This window comes from Bacillus sp. FSL K6-1338 (assembly GCF_038006965.1).
Lineage (GTDB): Bacteria > Bacillota > Bacilli > Bacillales > Bacillaceae_G > Bacillus_A > Bacillus_A thuringiensis_S.
The window spans coordinates 1268032-1288257 of the sequence record NZ_JBBOWI010000001.1 but is presented as its reverse complement, the minus strand read 5'-3'; the positions used below and the strand labels follow the sequence as shown (position 1 = coordinate 1288257).

Sequence of the window (20226 nt, the reverse complement as noted above, 5' to 3'; positions counted from 1 at the left end):
TATTTTATCAGAAAATTAAATTTTTAAAAGATTAAATTACGAATTTATATCGTTTTTACCTGTGACAATATGTTCTACATTTGTTAAATGATCTAGCATTGCTTTCTGCGCTAATTCTACATCTTGTTTTAACACCGCATCATATATAACTTGATGCTCTTCTATAAGTCGTTCTGATGTCGTTTGTTCACCATATAAAATAATGCGTCTTGATTCACCAATTGTTTCAGCAATCATCTCTGAAACATGATTCATGAGTTCAAGCAAAATGTTATTATGCGAAGACTCTGCAATTCCCATATGAAATTGAAAATCAGCTTTTTCGCCAGCCTTTTCATCTCCAATGCTCTTTGCCATTTCATCTAACCAATGTTTCATATTTTGTAAATTATCTTCCGTACGTTTTGCCGCCGCTACTCGAACTGCCCCCACTTCAAGCACCTTTCGTACTTCTAATAAATTCAAAATATCTTCTTTCTTCATTAATAATCTATTGTTTAATGATTTTGTTAATGAAGAAGAATCGAAGTTCTTCACATATGTACCTTCTCCTTGTTTCATCTCAATTAAGCCCATCGCTCTTAGCGCACTTAGCGCTTCACGAACAGCAGATCTGCCAACTTGAAACTGCTCAGCTAATTGATGCACAGGGAGTAGTTTGTCACCAGGTTTTAACGTACCATTTTTAATCATTGTTAAAATAGCTTCAGATACTTCTTCGTAAATTTTTTTCGGTTTAATAGATTTGTACTCCAGTTAAATCACCTCAGTATCTTCCAAACAACAATTGAAACGATTTATAAGAACTTTGCATCATAACTATTTTAGACCGAATTGATAAGAAGTACAAATGTTTTGTTCATAAAATAGTCAAATTTCCGATATTTATTACATATTAATTTATATTTTTACGTATAAAGTGAAACTTTAATCAGTAGTTTTTTTTTCATCCCCCACCTAACTTCTTTGCTTCCGCTGAATTTTGAGGTGGGGGGCTTACTGCCCGGCAAATAGCGAGATAAATATTCCCTTCAATATAAAGAACATGTCCTAAAAATTAGAACATGCCCACCTCATCCTGTACATTCAGTTTAATAATAACCGTTGTTCCCTTATCTTTTTCACTTTTAATTTTCCACTGTCCACCATGTATATGAACAATTTGTCTCACAATAGCAAGGCCTAAACCTGTTCCACCATGTTGACGACTTCTCGCTTTATCAACTCGGTAAAAGCGCTCGCCAAGATTTTCTAAATGCTCTATATCAATGCCAATTCCTGTATCTTTTATTTTTAATTCACAGTAATCATCGATTTGCTCTAAAGTTATAACGATATTTCCATTTTGATTTGTATACCGTATCGCATTATCTAACACATTATGAAGCACCTGTTGCATACGATCCTCATCAATCATGACAATGACCTCTGGATTTAAATTGGTTGAAATATGAATTTCCTTTTCTATAAACTTAATCTCATACGTATCTAATACGTCTTCAATCAGCTGTGAAAAAACGATAGGTTGCTTCTTTAACGGAAAGTGCTCACCTTCTAATTGCGCTAAGTCTAACAAGTCATGAACGAGACGCTGCATACGACCTGCTTCTTTATGAATTAGCTGCGTTACTTTTTCCTGCTGTGGTCCCTTTGCAACGCCATCTAAAATAGCCTCGCTATACCCTTTTATATAACTAAGTGGTGTTCTAAGTTCATGCGAAACATTTGCTAAAAATTCCTTACGCTTTACATCTTCTGTTTCCAATGAATTTGCCATTTTATTAAATGCTTTTCCTAGTCGTCCAATTTCATCCTCTGAAGAAACGGTAATCCGCTCCGAGAAATCTCCCGTAGCCAAATGGTTTGCAACCCGCTCCATTTGCGAAAGCGGCTTCGTTATTGCAATTATAATTTTTCTTCCAACCCATATCGTAATTAAAATCATCGCAATTGCTAGTGGTGCTAAAATAAGACCCATATCATATATTAAGTCTTTTATACTTTTTAAAGGAATATAAGAATATACAATTCCGACTAATTTTTTATTTTCCAATACAGGGATGACAACCCCCATAATATTACGTTCAAAATGTTCTTCATATCCTATCTTTGTCACAGTTTTCCCATCTAATAGCGTTTGCCTATCTCCTTCACTTATAAGAGAATGATGATGCACATCAAAAGGTAAACATGCACTTAAATCACGCGGATTAGACACGAAAAGAACGTCTGAACTAGATATTTGATCAAATGATCTTACTTTCTCTTCAAAAATTGATATTCCTTCGCGCTTATCATACTGAGCAGCAAGATTTTTCCCTTCCATTACTAATGAACCTTTTAAATTATCAACGTATAGTTTTTCATATGAGTATAAAGATACGAAATAAAGAAAGGACACTGTTACACATACTGCACACACTACTGTAAGCCAAAGTTTTTGTACCATCGTAAACATACGTTACACCTCGAATTTATAGCCTACACCCCAAACAGTTTGAATGTAGTTTCCACTTTCTCCAAGCTTCAAGCGCATCGTTTTCACGTGCGTATCTACTGTTCTTGTACTTCCCGCATAATCATATCCCCATACCTTTTCAAGTAATTGTTCCCGGCTAAATACTTGTCCTGTATGCTGACAAAGAAAATATAGTAAATCAAACTCTTTTACTGTAAGAGAAATCGGCTCACCATCCGCCTCTATTCGTCTACTTTTTTCATTGATAAGAATTGGTCCAAATTGAATCTCTTCTTGCTGTTCTTGCTTTGTATATCTTCTTAACACAGCTTCCATACGGGCAACCAATTCACCAGGACTAAACGGTTTTACAATATAATCATCCGCTCCCATACGTAAGCCGTTCACCCTATTCCACTCTTCACCTTTTGCGGTTAAAAATATAATCGGCACATCTGACGTTTTTCTAATTTCTTTACAAACTGAAAGTCCATCCATTTCTGGCATCATAATATCTAATACAACGAAATCATAATGATCTGTTTCTAGTTTTTTAAGAGCCTCTTTTCCATTTTCAGCTTCTCCCCACTCATATCCGAAGTTGTCCAAATACATTCCAACAAGCTGCCTCATATCACTTTCATCATCTACAACTAGCACTCTATATTTATTCATTATCCTTCCCTTCCCTCTCTATGAGTTGAAACGGTCCTTTTCCGACTTTAATTGTTTGTTTTATTTTCAAATTCTTCATATCCATAACGCACACTTCATCACTATCATAACTTGCTACATATCCTTCTGCTCCGCTCTCCAAAAATGCAAATGGATTCGATCCTACTTCTACAGAAGCTATTTCTTTATATGTGCTAATATCAAACTTTCTAAGTGTGTTCGAACCATGACTTAGTGCATATACGTACTTACTATCCTTCGTTATATTCACAGGCATAAATGGAGCGTGTAAAGAGCGCACCATTTCTCCCCCCTGTAAAGAATACACTAACACTTTCTCATTTACTTGATTTCCATCACCATGTCCGCCAATCCATATTTCTTTCCCATCAGGACTAATCGTTGCTCCGGTTGATGCTGGCGGAATCATAAAGGATTGAACAACTTCTTTTTTCTTCGTATCAATTGTCGTTAGTTTCGTATCATAAAAGTTTAGTACAGATAACCGATTATGATACTCTACCATCGTTATAGGACCTTTTCCTGTTGAAACATTTCCTGTCTCTTTCCCATTTATCGTAAAGAACCTTACCTTTTGAACATTTTGATCGGCAGCAAATAATTGCTTTTTATCTTCTGATACGACCACATTTACAATGCCCTTTCCAGTTTTATATTTTTCCACTTGCCTTCCTTCCGCCAATGAATATACATACATATATTCTAATTGCTTACCGTATACAAGGATTTCCTCACCGTTTGGAAGCAGTGTGATTCCGGCCATTGGCTCATTTAGTTCCCATGTCGTGATTAACTTTTTATTTTTTTTATCAATAAAACTAATGCTTCCTTCTTTTATATTCGTTGTTATAATAACATTTTTATCTTTAGCAATTGGTGTATATGAACTTCCTTGACACCCTACTAATAGAAATAAAAAACAGAGAAGAAAAACATACTTTCTCAAAAGATTCCCTCCATCTTCGGATGATTTCGTTATAATTGTAAAATAACAAATAAATGTGTGGAAAGTGTGAAATTTTCCTTTCTTACTCAATTTACATATATAATGTACAACAAATAGAATTTGAGGTGTGTCAATTATGCTATTTCCTGATTTAGCGAATAAAATTGTACGAGAAGTACGCAGACTAATTACAGAGAATATTATTATTATTAATATACAAGGCGTTATTATTGCAAGTACAGATACAGAAAGAATTGGTCAATTTCATGAAGGTGCACTCCGCTGCGCTAACCAAAAGAAAACTGTCATCATTACAACAGAAGATGAAAGGCAGTTGCAAGGTGTAAAGGCTGGAATGAATCTTCCTTTATTATTTCATGACGAAGTAATTGGTGTTATTGGAATTACAGGAGAACCTGAAAATATTTCACGCTATGGAGAAATATTGCGTAAGATGACCGAGTTATTAATTCATGAAAACTACTTTTTAGAGCAACTAGAACTTGAGCACCGTTCTTATGAAGCTTTCGTCTTTGATTGGCTTCAAAATACAGCATGGTCTCCAAGTTTTCTCGATCGCGCCAAAACACTTGGCATTGATTTATATAAGAAGAAACAACTTATTTTGTTTTCTATTGGAAAAAATGACACGATGCTCCAGCGTAAAATATGGCAACATATACGCAATATATTAACAAAAGAGCATCTATTTGTTCGGTGGGGAAATGATCGTTTTATTTTATTTACAGCGATGAGCTCTAACGAGCAAACATACCAATTTTTAAAACGATTAAAACAAGACTGCGAAGCTTTATTTTCTATTCCTTTATATATCGGGATTGGACAAACAGTTACCCCAAACAATATGAACATATCTTACGAACAAGCATTACGTGCTCTTTCTGTATCATTGGAAACGAAACAAATTGTATTTAATGAAGATTTACGTTTAGAAATGTGTTTACAAGATATTTCTGCCGAAACGCGTGAACAATTTCTAGAGCGTACCATCGAAAACTTACTATCATCTCCTGAGCTTATGCACACCTTACGCTTATTTATCGATTATAACCAATCTTATAAACAGACAGCTAAACAATTACATATACACATTAACACATTACATTACAGGCTAAAAAAGATTGAAGAGCATACAGGACTTGATCCAAAACAATTCAAAGACTTAAACGTTTTATACTTCGCACTCCTCCTATTAGATAATCATACAAAAAAGAACGATAAAACAGATTAATTTTTAGATGATTACACATAGAAAGAATCCCTTTACTTTTTTATCATTATAATGAAAGCACTGTTACCACGTTGTTTATTATAACTAAACACGTTAACAGTTTGAGGGGGATTTCCAATGTTAGAAAAGCAAATTATTCATTCATTCGTATCTATTGTTGGCGAAGATAATGTAGATACATCCAATATGGGGCGTTTAACTTATAGTTATGATGCCACTCCAAACTTCCAAGCAATGCCTGATGCAGTCATTGCTCCACGTAATACAAATGAAGTAGCTGAAGTGTTAAAGGTATGTAACACTCACAAAATTCCTGTGTATGTTCGTGGGTCTGGAACAAATCTTTGCGCAGGAACATGTCCACTTGAAGGCGGTATCGTCCTTATTTTCCGCCATATGAACAATATTTTAGAAATTGATGAAGAAAACTTAACAATTACTGTACAAGCTGGTGTCATTACACTTGATATTATTAAAGCAGTAGAAGAAAAAGGTTTATTTTATCCGCCAGATCCAAGTTCGATGAAGATTTCTACAATCGGCGGCAATATTAATGAAAATTCAGGTGGGTTACGCGGCTTGAAATATGGCGTAACACGTGATTATGTAATGGGGCTTGAACTTGTCTTACCAAATGGTGATATTATTCGTACTGGCGGCAAATTAGCAAAAGATGTAGCTGGTTACGATTTAACTCGTTTATTTATCGGCTCTGAAGGAACACTTGGCGTGGTAACAGAAGCGATATTAAAACTTGTTCCTATGCCCGAAACAAAGAAAACAATGCTTGCACTCTATGAAGATATTAATGAAGCTGCACGTGCTGTTTCTTCTATTATTGCAAATAAAATTATTCCAGCAACTCTGGAATTTTTAGACCAACCGACAATTGAAGTAGTAGAAGAGTTTGCACAAATCGGTTTACCTACAGATGTAAAAGCAATTTTATTAATCGAACAAGACGGCCCGCCCGAAGTAGTCAATCGAGATATTGAAAACATGGCTAACGTTTGCCGCTCTATGAATGCAGTTGATGTTCGCATTGCAAAAGATGAAACGGAAGCAGATGCACTTCGTACCGCTCGCCGTAGTGCACTATCAGCGCTCGCACGATTAAAACCTACTACAATATTAGAAGATGCAACTGTACCACGTTCACAAATCGCTCCGATGGTTGAAGCTATTAATGCCATTGCAAAAAAATATAATATTCCTATTTGTACGTTTGGACACGCTGGTGACGGTAACTTACATCCAACTTGTATGACAGACGCTCGTAATGCAGAAGAAATGCACCGAGCTGAACAAGCTTTTGCTGAAATATTTACGAAAGCAATTGAACTTGGTGGCACAATTACTGGTGAACATGGTGTTGGTGCGATGAAAGCTCCATATTTAGAAATGAAATTAGGTAAAGAAGGTATTGCAGCTATGCAAGGAATAAAGCAAGCTTTCGATCCAAATAACATTATGAATCCTGGAAAAATGTTCGCGAAAGACACTCGAAAAAGAGTGGTGGTTGAGCGATGACCACATTAAATAAAGAAAATATTCAAAAAGAATTTAAAGAACGGTTAAGTGAAGATGAATTACTAAACTGTATGCGATGCGGTTTTTGTTTACCTACTTGTCCTACCTACATTCAATCCGGATATAAAGAGTCACATTCACCGCGCGGACGTATCGCATTAATGAAAGCTATCGTTGATGGTTTAATCGAACCAGATGAAGATGTTGAAAATACATTAAACGTTTGTCTTGGTTGCCGTGCTTGTGAGCCTGTTTGTCCATCTGGTGTAAATTATGGACATTTATTAGAAGAAGCTCGTGATATTATTAATCAAAATAAAAAATTCTCAATGCCAGTGAAAGCTGTTCGAAAAGTCGTTTTTGAAGGATTGTTCCCCCATCAAAATCGAATGAGAACATTAACAGGACTAATTGGATTTTATCAACGTTCTGGTTTACAAACACTAACACATAAAACAGGTATTATGAAGTTATTCCCTGAAACACTTGCAACGATGGATCTCATTTTGCCAAAAATGCCAAAAATGAAAGCAATGAAAGATCGTCCTTCATTTTTACCTGCAGAAAGTACAAAGAAAAAACAAGTTGCATTCTTCACAGGCTGCTTAATGGATACTATGTTTTTAGAAACAAATAACGCAACGATGAAACTTCTTCAATTAGCTGGTTGTGATATCGTTATTCCGAAAACACAAAGTTGCTGCGGTGCATTGCATGGACATGCTGGTGAAAAGAGTGGAGCAAAAGAATTAGCAAAGCGAAATATAAAGGCATTCGAAGATTTAAACATCGACTATATTATTACGAATGCAGGTGGTTGCGGAGCTTACCTCGTAGACTATGATTATCTTTTAAAGGATGATCCAGAGTGGGCTGAACGTGCTAAGCAGTTTGTTTCTAAGATTAAAGATATTACTGCTATACTAGTAGAACTAGACTTCCATAAGCGAACTGATTTACGACTCACGCAGCAAATTATTACGTATCAAGACTCTTGTCATTTACGCAATGTTATGCGCACAGCTTCTGAACCTCGTATGTTACTAGAGGCTATCCAAGGTGCAACATATCGTGAAATGAAAGATGCGGACCGCTGCTGTGGCTCTGCTGGTATTTACAATATTGTTCATTCAGAGTTATCAATGGAATTTCTAGATTACAAAATGGACCGTGTGCATGAAACAGACGCAGCAACCATTGTTACTGCAAATCCAGGTTGTTTATTACAAATGAAATTAGGAATTGAGCGAGAAGGGCTTTCTCATAAAATGAGAGGAATTCACATTGTAGATTTATTATTAGAAGCAATTGAAACTAACTCGTAACATACGTAATAATAGGAAAACGGCTATCTCCTTCGTCTATGTAAAGAGATAGCCGCTTTTTTGTCTGCTACAACATTAAAAATATGTTACTTTATTATAAAAAAGAACAACAGAAACATTACAGTTTTGTAAAAATCAATCCATTATATTCCTCAAAAAATCGCTCAAACCATTGATACAATAGGATTCTTTATTTTCTCTTTAGGTAAATTTATCCAAAAACCCCTCTTAAAATCAAGTATAAAAACACTATAAATTCCTTTTATACTCTATATTTCTCTTATTTTTGCTCACTTCTTCTCTTAGGATAAATTAGGTAATTTTAAAGTCTATGAATTTTTTTCCATCTTTTTTCTCGCAAATTGTATGCTACGATGAATTTGTCAGTCAGACAGGCTGTCAAAAACAAATCGTGTGAAAACAAATTAAAACTTTATATAGGGGGACACACATCATGAAAAAGCGTGTTTTATTATCTGTAGCTGCTGCAACAGCTCTTACTTTAGGAGTATCTTCTCTAGATGCACAAGCTGCAACAGTACAACCATCTAACATTAAGGTTCAAAATATTCAGCATTCAAAAGTAATGATGAAACAAATGAACCAACAAGAATTACAAGCATTCTTACAATCTATGGGCGTTGAGTCATTAGCGCAATGGCAACAAGGAAACTTCCAACCAAATTGCATTATTCCTGGTCAACAACCTACTGAAAATGTTGTAACTGAGCAACCAACAGCTAAGCCAGAAACTCAAAAGCCTGCTGAGCAAAAACCTGCCGAGCAAAAGCCTGCTGAAGAAGTTCAAAAACCAGAAGCTCAAAAGCCTGCTGAAAACAACAATACTCAAAAACCTGCTGAACAAAAACCTGCTGAGCAAAAGCCTGCTGAAGAAGCAAAATCTTTAAGCGAGTTCGAACAACGTGTTGTTGAATTAACAAACGCTGAGCGTACAAAGCAAGGCTTACCAGCACTAAAAATCGATACTGAATTAAGCAAAGTAGCACGTATTAAGTCTGAAGACATGCAAAAAAACAACTACTTTGATCATAACAGCCCTACATACGGGTCTCCGTTTGACATGATGAAGAAATTTGGTATTTCTTATACATCTGCAGGTGAAAACATCGCTCAAGGCCAACGTACACCTGAAGAAGTAGTACAAGCTTGGATGAACAGCGCTGGACACCGTGCAAACATCTTAAATAACGGCTTCACTCACATCGGTGTTGGTTATGTAGAAAGCGGCAACTACTGGACACAACAATTTATTACAAAGTAAATAGATTAAAAGAGTCTTCTCATAATGAGAAGACTCTTTTTCAAGTTTCATAGCTTTCTATTATGTATGAATAGAAAATATAGAACATAAACAACATAGATCCACAGCTTATTACACTAAGCAATATATAAAATCCCCACTCTAAGTTCAAAAACAATGAAAACAATATGCCACATGCCATCACTTGAAAAATCCGTCTACTTACTAAACGAATTTTTTGTAATTTAATTGGATCTTTTTCTTTGCCTTTTATTTTCTTAAATTCTTTACTCAGCATAAAAAGAAACATACTAATCCCAATCGTTAATCCTGTTTGAAAGAATATAAAATCTCCAAAATTAATCAAGAGAATAAGCATATGAATAAACAACATAAATAATGTAATTTTCTTTATAAATCCGCCTATAATACAATGCTCTCTTTCATTAAACTTAAATATATTATGTGAAATAATATACAAAAATCCATATGAAAAAATAATAAAACAAGGAATAAATGCTACAACAACTTGTTTACTCATAAACTCGTTTGGCTCACCATTTACGTTCCAATGTACTGCCATACGATTTGGTAAATAGGGGTAAAGACATAGAGTAACTAAAAGACAAGCGAAAAATATCCCAAGTACATACTTATATTTGATCAAGTAATTCTCACCTCTCTTTTCTCTTAACGGCTTCGCTTCTTTTAGAGAAATCCCTGCAAAAATCTACTTTTTTCAAATTAAAACTTATACTTTACGCATTTTCTTTTTGAAATTCTTTTATTTTATTATTTAATTTTGTAGGAAACGGCACATCAACTTCAATCGCTTCTTTCGTAATTGGATGCAAGAAATTTATCTTCATCGCATGTAATGCTTGACTGGACATATATTTTGTTTGCCCACCATATAATACATCCCCAACTAGTGGATTACCATTATGACTCATATGAACACGAATTTGATGCGTTCTACCCGTTTCTAATTGTAACGTTACGAAAGTCGTGTTTTGCTTCTTAAAATACTTTTCTACTTTATAATATGTGATAGCTTGGTCACCTTTTGGAGAAATACGACGCCTTGTAGCATGATGGCGATCCCTTCCGATAGCAGCATCAATCGTTCCTTGTTTCTTCTTTACTTTCCCTTCAACGAGCGCTGCGTACGTTCTTTTAATTTTTCGTTCCATTAATAAACGATCCATAATTGCACCAGCAATTCTATGCTTAGCAAACACGACACCACCTGTCGTATCTTTATCTAAACGATGAATATGACGAACCTTCGTCTCTAAACCTTGCATTTGAAAATGAAAAGCAACAAGATTTGCAAGCGTCCCGTTTCCACCTTTTTCAGCAGGATGTGTGTCCATTTGCTCTAGTTTATTTACGATGAGTACGTGATCATCTTCGTATACTACATGTAATTCACCATATTCTGGATCTACACCGTACTCTTCCTCCGCAAACATATGAACTTGTAACTTATCGTTCTCTTTTAAAAGCTCATTCCATCTTCTTTGTTCCCCGTTAACCGTAACACCTTTTTCCATACGAAGCTGATGTAATAGCTTTTTCGGTATTTCCCATTCTACTTTTAATACCGATTCAATACTTATACCATTCCATTTAGCTGGAACGGTAATTTCACACCATTCGCCCTTTTTCTTTGTTTCCATACTGTTTATCACCTTATTTCTATTGATTCTCTCATTGTAACGGAAAACACACTTTGATGCACCGTCAAAAATAGAGGACAGTCTTATAATAGACTGCCCCTCAAGCTCTAAGCCTTTTCATTTCTAACAATACTTCTTCAGCTTTTTGTTCATACGATAAATCTTTAAAGAAATCTGCCAACCTTTTATAATCATTGTAAGCATCTAATAAATCGTCCATCCTTTCTATTTTCATCACTTGTTGTTTTTGTTTCATTTTTACTGGATAACGATAACCTGATACTTCTTGTATTTTGTAATACTCATCCTCTACTTGAACGACCTTTACAAGTTCTTCCTCCTCTGCATCCATCGTATACCCGTCAAATTCTCTAAGTAGTTCATAAATGATATGAGTCCATTCATCTTTTGGATAAAATCCCTTTTCTAACCGATAACCGACAATGCGATACATATGCCCATCGTTTTCTGCAAACTGTACTGTATCATTTAACTTAAACTTAAAATAACGAAACATTGCCTTCACCTACTTGTATGTAATGTTCTTATCACATACTATTTGCAAAATGTAGGTCTTGCTATTCATAAAAAAATGCTCATCAATATGATGAGCATTTTTTTATGATGACTTTTCTCGTTTTTTTCGAAATGGCAACCACCAGTTCCAGTCTCCAAATAACTTCATTAAGCTTGGTACGAGCATAAGACGAATAATTGTTGCATCAAGAAATATTGCTAATGCGACGCCAAGCCCCATCTGCTTTACTGGTAAAATATCAGTAAATGCGAATGCACCCGTTACAACAATCATTATTAAAGCAGCTGATGTAATGATTCTACTTGTTGAAACGAGCCCTTCTAACGTTGCTTGATCGTTATCTCCTGTTTCTTCATAGAGCTCATGAATGCGTGAAATAAGAAATACTTCATAATCCATACTAAGCCCAAATACGAGGCCAAAAATGAAGATTGGTAAGACAAACAGAACCGGACTCGCTTCTAAACCGAAATGACCACCTTCAAATAACCAAACAACAATTCCAATAGTTGCACTTAAACTAAGTATATTCATAATAATTGCCTTAATTGGAATGAGTATAGATCGGAATGCAAATAATAATATAACAAAGGTCGATCCAAATATAACAGACATACCAATTACAACTTTATCTTTAATTTCATCTTCTAATTCTTGTTGAAACGTCGTCATTCCGCCTAGATAATACGTAACATCCGTTTCTTTATAGTTCTTTTTAAAGTCACGCACCCACTGTTTTGCAGTCTCTGTACGTGGTTTTGTTTTCAAAAAGACTTCTATCGTCGTCTTATTCCCTTTCGTGTATGCTTCAAATACAGGAGTTAGTTTCACTGACTCTGGCGACTGCAATATTCCAACAACTTGATCTGCTTTCATTCCAGTTAACCCGTCGTATAAACTTCTTACTTCATGTACTTTCTTATCATCTTTTAACTTTTGAACGACTTCTTCTATCTTTTGTAGACTTTCTTTTTCTTTCATATCTTCTTTCGTCTCTACAACTAACATAACATCAGCGTGTGTTTTGACAGTTTCATTAAATGCTTCTTCATACTTTTCATATGCAATCCTTGTATCACTCTTTTCAGGTAAAGCTTCAACACCAGGGAACTGCAAATTAGCTGTACGTAACGGCAATAAGCAAATAACAATAAATGTTGTAACAACAATAATCATTGCGATTGGATGTTTCATTACAAATTGTGCAAATTTACGCCATGCTTTTGCCGGCGTATGTGCTACTTGATTCTTTTTTAATATTCTTTTACCTATTAACGATAATAGCGCTGGAAGAAGTGTGAGTGAGAATAAAATACTCATAATCACAACAATCATTCCGCTAATCGCGACAGATTGAATATAATCTATCTTAAAGAAAAACAAACCTGACAACCCAACAAATACGCATAATCCTGAAAATACAATTGCACGTCCTGCCGTCTGATATGTAATTGCTATCGCTTCTTTTACCTTTCGTTTAGCAACTTCCTCTCGAAAACGGTTCACAAATAATAGCGCAAAATCAATAGATAGTGCAAGTCCAATCATCGATGCAACGTTTAACACGAAAATAGAAAGTTCTTTATCCACACCGATAAAATACAATATACCCATCGTGCTAATAACACTAAGCGCCCCATTCAAAATCGGTAAAATTGATGCCAAAAGGCTACCAAACGAAAATAGTAATACAAGAAACGCAATTGGTAATCCAATCATTTCTGCTACTTTTAAATCATTTTGCGTTCTTTCATTAATCTCTTGATTAATTTTCGGAAATCCTGTAGGTGTTACTTTTAATGCTACATTACTTTCTTTCTCAATCTCATCAGCAAATTGTAATGTCTTTTCCATTCTTTCTTTATTTGTTTTCCCGGAAAATAAAATTGTCGCATAACCGATATCACCTTGTAGCATTTCTTTATTTTGGATTGGGTGATGGAAAGATTCATAGTTCTCTTTCTCTTGAACATTCTTTACAATTTCATCTATTCGTTTTTTAAATTCCTCATGCGAAGCATCTTTATTTTTCTCAAAAACGAGCAGAAGCGTATCTTGAGACCTCTTAAAATCTTTATCTAAAATTTCTTTTGTTTTTTGATAGTCGCCTTCCGTTTGGAAACCGTCACCACCTAATACTCCCGGTAGCTTTGGAGCAAAAATCCCAAGTGCGATTGCGAGCAACAGTAACGCTACAATTACTGTATAACGAAATTGATACAAAAAAGCTCCTAACTTGCCCCACTTATCAACTTTATGAACATTTGTCTTCACACATTTTCACCTACTTTAAATAATTCAATTGTCACTTATACTGTATCATATCTTTATACAAACAAAAAACGCCTAGGAACACTATAATGATAGTTTTTCCAGGCGTTTTTTCTATCTCTCTTTATTAAGCCCCAATCTCTCAGTAAGTAAACGATGATAGTAAATCGCGATAATTAACAAAATACCACCTACGCAGTAACCAGCTAAAATATCAGTTGGGTAATGTACATTTAAAATGACTCTACTTAATCCAATCGACAGAATTACTGTGCCCATCAAAATCGTTGTGACACATTTCCCAGCTATGCTTTTCAAATTAGCAGCAATGATATAAGCAAGAAATCCAAATGTCATAATTGATAGCATTGCATGTCCACTAGGAAAACTATATCCAAGTGCATCTAGCGCTTCATTTAATGACGGACGTTCTCTCTGTACAATCTCTTTTATCCCTTTATTCACAAGATGTGTTATTAAAATTCCCAGTGGATACACAATCATCGTAGCATAATAACGCTTCTTCCAAAAAACAAGCAAACTTATAACGAGCGTAGCGACTATCCCAATTGCTGATCCCAATTTTGTAAAGTACGAGAAAAATGTAAGGGAACTCTCCGTTTGTAGCCCTTTTACTAATCCACGGACATATGTATCCATCACGGTAACGCCACCTGCATGTACGCGCCAAGCAACAATACCAAATACAGCAAATAATAAAGCAATACACATTATCTCATATTGATGTAACTTCTTCTTCAAACGATTTCCTCCTACTATGAAAAAATGCGATTTCTACTTTAGAAACCGCATTTCCTTACTTATTTACCTTTTGTTTTTAGCTCCGTCCAGTAACGATCATAGTCTTTTAACTTATCATCTACATCAACAAGCCATTCTGTACGATCTAACTCTTCTTTCGTTAAGAAAATCATGTGATTATCACGGTATTCTTTACTATGAAGAGGATGAGCTTTTTCATTTGGATTACTGTAACCAATTGACTCGTAGTTTTTCACACTTACTTTTTCATCTAGTAAGTAGTTCATAAATTTCTCAGCAAGCTCTTTATGTTTTGCACCTTTTGGAATTGCTAACGTATCAGCCCAAATTGTGCCGCCTTCTTTTGGTACAACGTATTCTACATCTTTATTATCTTTTGCGATAAATGCTGCATCTCCAGACCAAACTGTTCCGATCCAAGCATCTTCTGTAATGAATTTTTGTTTAATGTTGTCTGTATCAAATGCTAATAAGTTTGGAAGCAGCTTCTTTAAATCATCTGCTGCTGTCTTTAACTCTGCATCGTCTTTCGTACTGTTTGAGAAACCGTGCTTCTTAAGACCCATTCCTAATACTTCACGAGAATCGTTTAGTAACGTTACATGCCCTTTATATTTCTCATTCCATAAGTCAGCCCAGCTTGTAGGTGCTTCTTTCACATACTTTTTATTGTATGCAATCCCTGTTACACCCCAAGTGTACACTAAAGAATATTTATTCTCTGGATCAAACGCCGGTGTTTTGAAATTAGAAACCATGTTTTCGATATTTGGGATATTCTTTTTATCTAACGGCGCTAATAAATCCATTTTCGCCATTGTTTTAACCATGTAATCAGATGGCTGAATTAAATCATACTTTGCGCCACCAGCTTGTAATTTCGCAAGCATTTCTTCGTTACTTGCGTACTTATCATAGTTAATTTTCACATTATATTTCTTTTCAAAATCTCTTAGCACTTGCTCATCAAAATTGTCAGCCCAGCTATAAATATTTAATTCTTCTTTTTTTTCACCACAACCAGCAAGTACACCAGCAACAAGGCTAAAGCTAATTGCTGCGCCAGCTATTCTTTTCATTAATTTCATCGGTTTATTACCCCCTCGTACTTTCTATATCATTCGTATTATAAAGGAAGGTGTCCTCCAGAGTTTTCTTCACCATCTGCACCTTTGTTACGGAAGATTTCAGATAGAACCATTAATCCTACGATAGCAACAATTAAAATTGTAGAAAGAGCATTAATTTCTGGTGATACTCCGCGCTTAACCATACTGTAAATGTATAATGGCAATGTTGTTGATCCTGGTCCTGATACGAAGAAACTAATTACAAAATCATCAATTGATAATGTGAATGTTAATAATGCTGCCGAAATAACTCCCGGTGCAATTGCTGGGAACGTTACATAACGAAACGTTTGCCAAGGCGTTGCTCCTAAATCATTTGCAGCTTCTTCTAAGTCACGTCCCATACTTGAAAGACGCGCAGCTAAAATAACAACAACAAACGAAATACTAAATGTAATATGTGCAATAATAATCGTTGTTTGTCCAAGTTCCATTCCTAACTGACTGAAAAGAATTAGTAAAGATAATCCCATTAAAATATCAGGAATTAAAATTGGTAAATATACAAGGCCATTAATAGCCCCTTCGAAACGATATTTATAACGATGTAAAGCAATCGCAAAGAATACGCCAAGTACCGTTGTCACAATCGTTGTTATAACTGCAATCGTAATACTATTTACAAATGCATCAATAACATCTTGTTTTTGAAATAAATCTGTATACCAATGGAATGTAAAACCTTCCCACTCCGCATTAATGCGAGAGTCGTTGAAAGAATAGACCATTAAAACCATCATTGGAAAATACAAGAATAACAAAATTAACCAAGAATAAGAAACTAAAAACTTCTTCATCTTTGCCTATTCCCCTCCGTTCTCATTATATTTATATACTTTCGTTACACGATAATATAAGTAAATTAACAGAACAGAGAATAGAACAACGATAATCGATAACGCAGATCCAAACGGCCAGTCACGTGCACCTAAGAATTGGTTTTGAATAACGTTTCCGATTAATGCTACTTTCGATCCGCCCATCACGTCTGATACAACAAACATTCCGATAGAAGAAACAAATACTAAAATAGAACCAGTCGCAATTCCTGACATTGTCATCGGCACTGTTATATTCCAAAATGCCTTTATTGGTGTTGCTCCTAAATCATAAGCCGCTTCTAGCTTACGCTTATCTAGCTGCTCAATTGCTGCATACACTGGTAAGATCATAAATGGTAATAAAGAATAGACCATTCCGAGTATTACAGAAGGAGTATTATATAATAAATTTAACGGTTCACTAATAATACCAAGCTTTAATAACAACGTATTCACAAGGCCTTGTGAACGTAAAATAACAATCCATGCGTATGAACGAACAAGAAAGTTAATCCAAAACGGGATCGTTGCCAATAATAAAAGAATAGAACGATATTTGCGGTCAACAATTGTAATTGTATACGCAAATGGATAACCAATTAATAAACATATTACTGTAGTAATAACTGCGATTTTAACAGTTTCCCATAATGTCCCTAAGTACAATGGATCAAACACACGGGATATATTCTCCAGCGTAAATTGCATTTCTACTGTCCCGTAAGCTCCGCGCTGCATGAAGGCGAATCCTAATACGAATACGAGCGGGATTAGGAAGAAAATTAATAACCACGCGACTGTAGGTAGTGCGAGTAATTTCCCTTTTTTCAATTTAAGGTCACCTCGTCCTCTTGCTCCCAGCCTACATATACATTATCTCCAATGCCCCACTGCGCTGCCTCTTCAGCAGTTTGATATGCCATTAGTAATTCTGATGTTTTCTCATCACGTACATAAAGCTTCTCCATATTTCCGACAAACTCTATATCTTCAATATGTCCAAGATGGTATTCTTTTAAAATTGGTTCTTCAACCGAACGTACTTTTACATTTTCAGGGCGAATTGCTACATAGCCTTCCCCGTTTTTCACAATATTATTTTCACCGATGAATGTCGCAACGAACAACGTTTTCGGCTTATTATAAATTTCTTTCGGCGTTCCGATTTGTTCGATATGTCCTTTATTCATAACCACGATACGATCGCTCATGCTCATTGCTTCTTCTTGATCGTGCGTTACGTATATGAACGTAATTCCTAAATTACGTTGTAAGTTTTTCAATTCACGTTGCAAGTCTTTTCGTAACTTAAAGTCAAGCGCTCCAAGTGGCTCATCTAATAGTAATACACGCGGATTATTTACAATTGCTCTTGCAATTGCAACACGCTGCTGTTGTCCACCAGAAAGCTTCGCAGGTTTACGATTACGGAACTCAAGTAACTGCGTTAAACGCATTGCCTCTTCAGCACGCTCTTTCTGCTCTGCTGCTGATACTTTCTGCATTTTCATACCAAAACAAATATTCTTCTCCACTGTCATATGTGGGAATAGTGCGTAATGTTGGAACACTAGGTTCATATGACGCTTATATGGCGGTAAATCGTTAATTCTTTCATCATCTAATAAAAGATTCCCTTTAGTTGGAGTTTCAAATCCTGCGATCATACGAAGTAAAGTCGTTTTCCCGCAGCCACTCGGCCCTAAAATTGTTAAAAACTCTCCCTCTTTAATATCTAAAGAAAGAGGTGGGATAATCACTTGATTTCCAAAATGTTTTTCAACTGCTTCAACTTTAATAATCTTTTTCATTTTCCCGTCCTATCTACCTTAAATTTTAAATTTTTATATTCATGAATAAATATTTATGTTCTATAGACTATTTTTTGTTTCGATCCAAACAAAAATGGTTATTTAGCAAGCGTTCGTTTCTATTCTTTATGTAGTATGTTTGATTCATTTTCGCATGATACATAACGTCGAACAGAAAAACCCCTTCCATTGCGAAGGGGCTATTATCATACGGCTGCGCCTACTGATAAACACCATCATCATTTTAACAACTTTCGTATGAATTTTAAAGCACTTTTTGTAGAAGAGTAACGAATTTTCATGTCGAATGCTGTAGATTGGGCTAAAATGCTTTTATAATGTGAAAAAGTCCGAAAACTTTCTTTCCCATGATAACCCCCTAATCCACTACTTCCAACACCCCCAAAAGGTAAATATGGCGTGGCAAGATGATAGACAACATCATTAATACAGCCTCCACCATATGAAATATTACTCGTCACTTTCTTTTGTACTTCTTTATCTTCAGAAAATACATATAACGCTAACGGCTTCGGATGTTGCTGAATTGTGCCAATTACATCTTCTATATTGTCGTACTCTATGATTGGTAAAATCGGGCCAAAAATTTCATCTTCCATAACAGCATCTTGCCATGTAGTATCCGCTAGTACTGTCGGCTCAATATGTAATGTATCTTTCTTATAGTTTCCACCAATTACGACTTGACCATCTTGTAAAAATCGACATAATCGTTCAAAATGACGCTCACTTACAATACGCACGTAATTTTCATTTTGCAAAGGTTCTTTACTATACTGCTCTGTAATTTCATGTCGCATTGCCTCAATTAGCTTTTCTTTCACGGAAGAATGCACGTACATATAATCAGGCGCTACACACGTCTGCCCTGCATTTAAAAACTTACCCCAAACAATTCTTCTTGCTGTCATCTCTATCTTTGCATCTTTATGTACAATACAAGGACTTTTCCCGCCAAGTTCTAACGTAAGCGGCGTCAACTGTTTCGCTGCTGCTTCCATTACAACTTTTCCAACGCCAACACTACCAGTAAAGAAAATATAATCAATCGGTTCCCTCAGCAAAGATGTACTCTCTTCAACGCCACCTTCTACTACCGCTACAAGCTCTTCTGGGAATAACTCACCTAACATTCTCTTAAGCACTTTTGAAACGCTTGGCGTTAACTCTGACGGCTTTAAAACGATTGTATTTCCAGCTGCCAGTGCTCCTACAAGTGGTGCAATTGCTAATTGGAACGGATAGTTCCACGGTGCAATAATAAGCGTAACACCATACGGTTCTGGCACTACTTTTCCTTTTGATCCAAAATGAGTCAGTGCTGTTCGAACTCGCTTTGGTTTACTCCACGATGACATATGTTTCAATTGAAAAGAAATTTCTTTTAATACATATCCAACTTCCGTTGTAAACGACTCGTGAACTGACTTATTTAAATCTAATTTCAATGCCTGAAATATTTCTTCTTCAAAACGCTGAATGCCTTCATAAAGCCTCTTCAAATTATTCTTTCTCATTTCGATGCTTCTCGTATGCCCTTTTAAAAAATATTCCTTTTGCCTACTTACAATAGAGGAAATACTCATTCACTCACCTTCTCCCACTATTTTTATCCAGTTCTTTCATTATTTATATAGACTTCATATATAATAAATTTCTATTCTTAAAGTTACATTATATATGACTTTTTCAACTATATAA

Annotated in this window: 18 protein-coding genes; 4 read left to right on the top strand and 14 right to left on the bottom strand. The window is 35.4% G+C overall.

Annotated features, from left to right (window positions below):
• Window positions 1-36 precede the first annotated feature (36 nt).
• The 4 genes from NZ044_RS06770 to NZ044_RS06755 all read right to left on the bottom strand — a co-directional run bounded on the left by NZ044_RS06770 (window position 37) and on the right by NZ044_RS06755 (window position 4100).
• Entirely contained in the window at window positions 37-726 is a 690-nt protein-coding gene (locus NZ044_RS06770; RefSeq protein ID WP_254894088.1) for a FadR/GntR family transcriptional regulator, read from the bottom strand.
• Between the two features lie 331 nt (window positions 727-1057).
• Window positions 1058-2458, bottom strand: a complete 1401-nt coding sequence (locus tag NZ044_RS06765; protein ID WP_000494814.1) for a sensor histidine kinase — start codon at window positions 2456-2458, stop codon at window positions 1058-1060.
• Between the two features lie 3 nt (window positions 2459-2461).
• Window positions 2462-3133 (bottom strand): response regulator transcription factor, encoded by a 672-nt coding sequence (locus tag NZ044_RS06760; RefSeq protein ID WP_001046396.1) that lies wholly within the window; start codon window positions 3131-3133, stop codon window positions 2462-2464.
• Window positions 3126-4100: a YncE family protein gene (locus tag NZ044_RS06755; protein ID WP_001234158.1), complete on the bottom strand. Its 975-nt coding sequence runs from the start codon at window positions 4098-4100 to the stop codon at window positions 3126-3128. The genes NZ044_RS06760 and NZ044_RS06755 overlap by 8 nt, the downstream gene beginning before the upstream one ends.
• 127 nt (window positions 4101-4227) lie before the next feature.
• On the opposite strand from NZ044_RS06755, the gene NZ044_RS06750 reads away from it, so the two are divergent.
• The 4 genes from NZ044_RS06750 to NZ044_RS06735 all read left to right on the top strand — a co-directional run bounded on the left by NZ044_RS06750 (window position 4228) and on the right by NZ044_RS06735 (window position 9489).
• On the top strand, window positions 4228-5352 hold the full coding sequence (locus NZ044_RS06750; RefSeq protein ID WP_003256589.1) for a CdaR family transcriptional regulator: 1125 nt from the start codon (window positions 4228-4230) through the stop codon (window positions 5350-5352).
• 117 nt (window positions 5353-5469) lie between these two features.
• Complete coding sequence (glcD, locus tag NZ044_RS06745; protein WP_000890758.1) at window positions 5470-6882, top strand: glycolate oxidase subunit GlcD; 1413 nt, start codon at window positions 5470-5472, stop codon at window positions 6880-6882.
• Window positions 6879-8207, top strand: a complete 1329-nt coding sequence (locus tag NZ044_RS06740) for a (Fe-S)-binding protein (protein ID WP_098505591.1) — start codon at window positions 6879-6881, stop codon at window positions 8205-8207. Before glcD ends, NZ044_RS06740 begins: the two co-directional genes overlap by 4 nt.
• Window positions 8208-8661: 454 nt before the next feature.
• Window positions 8662-9489, top strand: coding sequence for a CAP domain-containing protein (locus NZ044_RS06735; protein WP_000747572.1), 828 nt, complete (start codon window positions 8662-8664; stop codon window positions 9487-9489).
• Between the two features lie 40 nt (window positions 9490-9529).
• Here NZ044_RS06735 and NZ044_RS06730 read toward each other — a convergent pair whose 3' ends face one another.
• From NZ044_RS06730 to NZ044_RS06685, 10 genes are all read right to left on the bottom strand, one after another.
• The gene (locus NZ044_RS06730; protein WP_000599007.1) at window positions 9530-10135 is read right to left on the bottom strand and encodes a DUF1648 domain-containing protein; all 606 of its coding nucleotides are present in this window, start codon (window positions 10133-10135) and stop codon (window positions 9530-9532) included.
• A 91-nt stretch (window positions 10136-10226) separates the two neighbouring features.
• Window positions 10227-11150, bottom strand: a complete 924-nt coding sequence (locus NZ044_RS06725) for an RluA family pseudouridine synthase (protein WP_000448345.1) — start codon at window positions 11148-11150, stop codon at window positions 10227-10229.
• 100 nt (window positions 11151-11250) lie between these two features.
• Window positions 11251-11667 (bottom strand): hypothetical protein, encoded by a 417-nt coding sequence (locus NZ044_RS06720; protein WP_000490302.1) that lies wholly within the window; start codon window positions 11665-11667, stop codon window positions 11251-11253.
• A gap of 102 nt (window positions 11668-11769) precedes the next feature.
• Complete coding sequence (locus NZ044_RS06715) at window positions 11770-13962, bottom strand: MMPL family transporter (RefSeq protein WP_098505590.1); 2193 nt, start codon at window positions 13960-13962, stop codon at window positions 11770-11772.
• A 111-nt stretch (window positions 13963-14073) separates the two neighbouring features.
• A complete protein-coding gene (locus tag NZ044_RS06710) occupies window positions 14074-14721 on the bottom strand; it encodes a phosphatase PAP2 family protein (protein WP_118961646.1) in 648 nt (215 codons plus the stop codon).
• Between the two features lie 59 nt (window positions 14722-14780).
• Window positions 14781-15830, bottom strand: a complete 1050-nt coding sequence (potD, locus tag NZ044_RS06705) for a spermidine/putrescine ABC transporter substrate-binding protein PotD (protein ID WP_098505589.1) — start codon at window positions 15828-15830, stop codon at window positions 14781-14783.
• A 38-nt stretch (window positions 15831-15868) separates the two neighbouring features.
• A complete protein-coding gene (gene potC / locus NZ044_RS06700) occupies window positions 15869-16669 on the bottom strand; it encodes a spermidine/putrescine ABC transporter permease PotC (protein WP_000714192.1) in 801 nt (266 codons plus the stop codon).
• 6 nt (window positions 16670-16675) lie between these two features.
• Window positions 16676-17524 (bottom strand): spermidine/putrescine ABC transporter permease PotB, encoded by an 849-nt coding sequence (gene potB / locus NZ044_RS06695; protein ID WP_098505588.1) that lies wholly within the window; start codon window positions 17522-17524, stop codon window positions 16676-16678.
• Window positions 17521-18504, bottom strand: a complete 984-nt coding sequence (potA, locus tag NZ044_RS06690) for a spermidine/putrescine ABC transporter ATP-binding protein PotA (protein WP_098505587.1) — start codon at window positions 18502-18504, stop codon at window positions 17521-17523. Before potA ends, potB begins: the two co-directional genes overlap by 4 nt.
• A 239-nt stretch (window positions 18505-18743) precedes the next feature.
• Window positions 18744-20111, bottom strand: coding sequence for an aldehyde dehydrogenase (locus NZ044_RS06685; protein WP_000028385.1), 1368 nt, complete (start codon window positions 20109-20111; stop codon window positions 18744-18746).
• Between the last annotated feature and the right edge of the window lie 115 nt (window positions 20112-20226).

Excerpts from the sequence above, each read along its gene's own strand:
- NZ044_RS06720 (WP_000490302.1), bottom strand. The coding sequence starts at position 11,667 with ATGTTTCGTTATTTTAAGTTTAAGTTAAATGATACAGTACAGTTTGCA.
- NZ044_RS06685 (WP_000028385.1), bottom strand. The coding sequence starts at position 20,111 with ATGAGTATTTCCTCTATTGTAAGTAGGCAAAAGGAATATTTTTTAAAA.
- potD (WP_098505589.1), bottom strand. The coding sequence starts at position 15,830 with ATGAAATTAATGAAAAGAATAGCTGGCGCAGCAATTAGCTTTAGCCTT.
- NZ044_RS06725 (WP_000448345.1), bottom strand. The coding sequence starts at position 11,150 with ATGGAAACAAAGAAAAAGGGCGAATGGTGTGAAATTACCGTTCCAGCT.
- NZ044_RS06735 (WP_000747572.1), top strand. The coding sequence starts at position 8,662 with ATGAAAAAGCGTGTTTTATTATCTGTAGCTGCTGCAACAGCTCTTACT.
- potA (WP_098505587.1), bottom strand. The coding sequence starts at position 18,504 with ATGAAAAAGATTATTAAAGTTGAAGCAGTTGAAAAACATTTTGGAAAT.
- NZ044_RS06740 (WP_098505591.1), top strand. The coding sequence starts at position 6,879 with ATGACCACATTAAATAAAGAAAATATTCAAAAAGAATTTAAAGAACGG.
- potC (WP_000714192.1), bottom strand. The coding sequence starts at position 16,669 with ATGAAGAAGTTTTTAGTTTCTTATTCTTGGTTAATTTTGTTATTCTTG.
- glcD (WP_000890758.1), top strand. The coding sequence starts at position 5,470 with ATGTTAGAAAAGCAAATTATTCATTCATTCGTATCTATTGTTGGCGAA.
- NZ044_RS06765 (WP_000494814.1), bottom strand. The coding sequence starts at position 2,458 with ATGTTTACGATGGTACAAAAACTTTGGCTTACAGTAGTGTGTGCAGTA.
- NZ044_RS06760 (WP_001046396.1), bottom strand. The coding sequence starts at position 3,133 with ATGAATAAATATAGAGTGCTAGTTGTAGATGATGAAAGTGATATGAGG.